5 protein-coding genes are annotated in these 4,436 nt (G+C 26.9%); all 5 read right to left on the bottom strand.

Translation table 11 applies throughout. The features are described from left to right. Positions 1–90: 90 nt before the first annotated feature. The gene (locus FYJ83_RS19195; protein WP_154443103.1) at positions 91–627 is read right to left on the bottom strand and encodes a hypothetical protein; all 537 of its coding nucleotides are present in this window, start codon (positions 625–627) and stop codon (positions 91–93) included. Positions 628–1,374: 747 nt separating this feature from the next. Further along, positions 1,375–1,530: a hypothetical protein gene (locus FYJ83_RS19200; protein WP_154443104.1), complete on the bottom strand. Its 156-nt coding sequence runs from the start codon at positions 1,528–1,530 to the stop codon at positions 1,375–1,377. A 679-nt stretch (positions 1,531–2,209) separates the two neighbouring features. Then, positions 2,210–2,353, bottom strand: a complete 144-nt coding sequence (locus tag FYJ83_RS20140) for a hypothetical protein (protein ID WP_229768669.1) — start codon at positions 2,351–2,353, stop codon at positions 2,210–2,212. Between the two features lie 527 nt (positions 2,354–2,880). After that, on the bottom strand, positions 2,881–3,786 hold the full coding sequence (locus FYJ83_RS19210) for an alpha/beta fold hydrolase (protein ID WP_154443105.1): 906 nt from the start codon (positions 3,784–3,786) through the stop codon (positions 2,881–2,883). A 244-nt stretch (positions 3,787–4,030) separates the two neighbouring features. Further along, positions 4,031–4,231: a hypothetical protein gene (locus tag FYJ83_RS19215; RefSeq protein ID WP_154443106.1), complete on the bottom strand. Its 201-nt coding sequence runs from the start codon at positions 4,229–4,231 to the stop codon at positions 4,031–4,033. Between the last annotated feature and the right edge of the window lie 205 nt (positions 4,232–4,436).

Consider the following 4,436-nt stretch of genomic DNA (forward strand, 5'->3'; position numbering starts at 1 on the left):
TTCGTGGTGTTCATTACGAGTACAGAAAATAGTCTAACAATCTTAGGCTTTATTGGCATGCTCAAGATTCCTGGGCTGCCTTTTTTTTATTTAATAGGAAAAGTAGGACTTTCCTATTAAATAAAAAGAGCTTCTAGTTGAAACATTCAGATAGTTCCAGTTATAGCTTTTACCTCTTTGATTATAACACCAATTAGCAGCATTGCTATCTTGAGTTGTGGTTGTTCCACTTACAGTTACTCCATAGGTTTTTGATCTGACCTTGTTCCAATTATTAGCTCCCGTAGTTACTCCACCAGATAGGGATTCAACAACTGTAGTGTTATTGTAGATAATTGCTGCATGCCCTGTAGGTATTATGCCTTTTAATTTGTCAGGAGTGACTAAAATAACTCCCTTTCTTGTTGGATATGTTCCAGTAGCCATGGGAGTTATTCCCTTAGATCCCTCCACTGTTTTATCACTCACTACAGGTACCTTAGCAGCCTTTTCCCAATCTGCTTCAACTTGTTTCATATCAATGGTATAATCATCCTTAGCCTGAGCAAAAGCTGGAGAGATATTGGTCAATAATAAGACCATCATTAAAAGAATACAGCCTAATAAATTCTTCTTTCTCATTTTCACTTACATATTACCCCCTTAAATTTATTTTGTGTATATTTACTATATGTAGTACTAGAGTACAATATGATTTTAAAATTAATTTATAAATTAAACTATCGAAGGGTTATAATATGAACTGAATTCTATTTAATATAGAATTCAGTTCATATTATAAGTCAAATTTAAGCTGTATGTGTTTCAGATATGTCTTTAAGATTATTTATGACAATTATCATTTATATTTTACCTATTTCTTATATATCAAATAATGCTTTTAGCACAGAAATATGTGTAATCAATATAGGTAAAGCTCCAATTTTAGAATCTGAAAAATATATAAAATAATCATCAATGCCAGAAATTGTTAAACCAAAAGCTTTATCAATTCCAATTCTATTATTTAAGTATAATACAAAATTAAAAAATTCTTTTTTTGTATTTGGAGTCCTTTTGTATTAATTCTTCAGCTAATGATGTAAATCTCTGTCCACTATTCATAATTTTCTTCTTTTAACATATTTATTTTTTTCTTTTAAGACTTGTAATTATAGCGCGTTTATTATCTTTATTCTTCTACTCTACATCCTTTCACTATAGATATTCAACATCAATTTAAAAACTCTTCAAAAAATAAAAAAGCCACCTAAGTAGCTAATTTACTATGATGGGAGTATATGAGAATCGAACTTACACAAGAGAATCCTATTCCCTTGCACTGGTTTTGAAGAATTAAGATATATATCTATTAACATTCCAACTATCAGAACTCTATCCTGCCATTCTTTCTTGTTCTAATTCTACCAATGATACATCTATAACCTTTTTCAATACACTAGTTACATAGTTTCTTTCATCTTCTGTAAATTTCATAGTATCCAAAGAATATAATAAATCCTTAGATATAAATAATAAACCCTCTAGCATAATTTATCGCCCCTTATATAAGATTTACTTATATATTTCTACATAAGTTTTAAAACTCCTTCAAAAAAAGAAAAAAAGACTAAAAATTTCTCCCTAGTCTACTTCAATAATTTTTCTAATTCTTTTTCTCCATAAACTTTCTGAACTAATTCCTTAAATATTTTTCATAAAACTCATACTTGACTAATGTAAATATACTCTATCATCTTATTTTTACGTTTTAATTTCTATTAAATAATCTCGTTTAAATTGTTAATAAGTTTATCTATCTACATTTACATTCTAGTATAGTTCTATTAAGCGAATCTTTTGGTTGCTTGGTTTTACTGGGTTGTATAAGTAGTTTTTGTCGACCTACCAATTTATTTGTAATATCATTTTATTTTCCTACTTATTTATTATAGTTAAATCTATCATACACGTCTATTTATAATGATTTGTCGATCTACTATAATATTTATACTATTATAGGTAGACAATATATATTCTAAAAAAATTAGACATTTTATCATGAACTATTCCTAAAAATCTTTTTCTACCTATCTTTCATTTCCACTTTAAAATATTAGTTAATAATATCATATACAAATATTATATATCAAATAAGGTTAAAAACAAATTAATTTTAATGTAAAATTAATTTAAATAATGGACATTTATAAGAAGTTTATATTTTTTATCATGGTATTATTTCAACTAATCTATATCCTCCAAAGTAGATTTCTTTTTTATAAAGTTTCTCATTAAGTAAATATTTTATTGCAGAATTAAAAGTCATAATAACACCACTAATCAAAAAACTTTCCCTTATAAAAATTCTCATTGTTAAATTTCTTTGCCGTCAGCCTGAACATGACACAGCCATCTGGCATACAATGTCCTTGCTATATTTGCTATTGCCACCAATGTTCTCTAAGTCTCCACCACTTCTAACCGACTCCATGATTGGGAACATAATATTCACCTTTATGATCTCTTTCATTCTATACATTTCTATTTATATGACTAACGTTAATATAACTTTTTATCCTCAATTTTTTTGTTTTATTGTGTATAAAAAAGCCTAATATCTCTATAATATATATTAGTGCCATATTTCCTTTGTAAAGCATATAGTATTATTAAGCCATAAGCTTTAGATTTTATTATTTCCTCCATATATTTATCTTTTCCCTTTCTATATGGTTAAAAGAAGCAGTCAAGTTTAAAAGATGATACCTCCTTTTCTTGGCTGCTTTACGTTTTGTTATATAAAGCTTCAATAATTATTTAATATATTGTGACATTAGCTATATTAAAATATCTTTAAAAATATTTTTCAGCACCTCACAGGAGTTATTATTAACCTTTTTAAATATTCAATAAATCTTTTATTGCGTCAATAACAATATCTGGTCTGGTTTCATGTATACAATGATTGCTATTATTAACTATTACGATTTTACTATAATCAGACAAATATTTTAATTTATGAGATAAAGTTTGTGCTAAAGCCTCAATCTTTTCTGCTTCTATTCTAGGTACTCCCTCTTCGACCATTTCATTAATAGAATAGTGAGGATCTTCAATTAATATTATTAATGGACAATTAGGAAAAGATTGCATTTCCTTCATGTTTATTACATTATTCCTCAAATCAACTATTTCAGAAAGTTGATTTATGTATATATTGGGATTTACATAAATATTTAAAAGTTCTTTTTGTATTTCACTAGGTAAATTAAGCTCCTTTTGAGATAAGCTAGGTTTTAACTCTTCTACTAATTTATCTTTAGTATATTTAGAATATTTTTCCCATAACTTCATATATACTTCATCTGAACTAAATACATCAGATATAGGCGTATTTAATTTTTCAAATTTATCTTGTCTATAAATTGAAGCTGATTCAACGAGAAGTACACTCTTTACCTTCTCTGGATATATCCTTGCAAAATGTTGAACACATAATCCTCCATACGAATGGCCTACTAAAATAATTCTTTCCTTTATGTTCAATAAATTTAATAATGAAAACAAATCTTCAGAAGCTATACCAGTATTGCTCCCATTGGTATGAAGTTCGCTATTCCCAACTCCTGGTCTATGAATTATAATAACTTGTGAATATTTTTCTATTTCATCTACAATTTCCAACCAATCATAAATACATCCTCCCATACCAGGCATAATTACTACTATATTTTCTCCTTTTCCTTTAAATAAATATTCTACTTTTCTTCCATTAACATTGGTTAATTTTATAATATTAATCATCTCCCACAATTTATTAATACCTACAAAATTGTTCTATATCAAGAATACTTATTCTTGGATTTCATAATGACAGCCTTTGTTTGTTTTGATTAATTTTAATATTACTATAATAATATATTTATCGCAAATTATTTTATCTGCTTCATTTTCCCTTTATCCCTATTATAACTTCTCTCCTGCATACATTCCTATATCCTATATTGTTTAAGTCTATTAACTCATCTATCCTTCTATTTAGCTTTCCTTATAGCCTATTTAACTTATTGTCATGTCCTTGATAATCTACTCCTGTAATTAAGAAGTTACTCTCTATATAAAGGAAATAAGAAGTAAATTCTTTTACCGAATCTGTTGTTGTAGTGTAAGTCATATCTTCTATTTGTTTTTTTAGTATCTCTATTTCACTTTTTAAATATTTAAGTTGTGATAATTGTTCTTTATCCATTTCCCTACTCTCTCTTCCTCTCTGCCTTAATCTGTTTCATAGCTATATCTATATTAAACTTAGTCTTATATGTAAACTTATAAATGTTAAGATAAGAATACCCAATATTGTGCACGTAACTTTCCCAAGTTATAAACTCTATAGGTATTCTTTTTGTTATAATCATTTTGAGGTGATTATAATGACAGAAATAATAATAAACAAT

Source organism: Tissierella pigra, assembly GCF_009695605.1.
In the GTDB taxonomy this organism is placed as follows: Bacteria; Bacillota; Clostridia; order Tissierellales; family Tissierellaceae; genus Tissierella; species Tissierella pigra.

Excerpts from the sequence above, each read along its gene's own strand:
- FYJ83_RS19210 (WP_154443105.1), bottom strand. The coding sequence starts at position 3,786 with ATGATTAATATTATAAAATTAACCAATGTTAATGGAAGAAAAGTAGAA.
- FYJ83_RS19200 (WP_154443104.1), bottom strand. The coding sequence starts at position 1,530 with ATGCTAGAGGGTTTATTATTTATATCTAAGGATTTATTATATTCTTTG.
- FYJ83_RS19215 (WP_154443106.1), bottom strand. The coding sequence starts at position 4,231 with ATGGATAAAGAACAATTATCACAACTTAAATATTTAAAAAGTGAAATA.
- FYJ83_RS20140 (WP_229768669.1), bottom strand. The coding sequence starts at position 2,353 with ATGAGAATTTTTATAAGGGAAAGTTTTTTGATTAGTGGTGTTATTATG.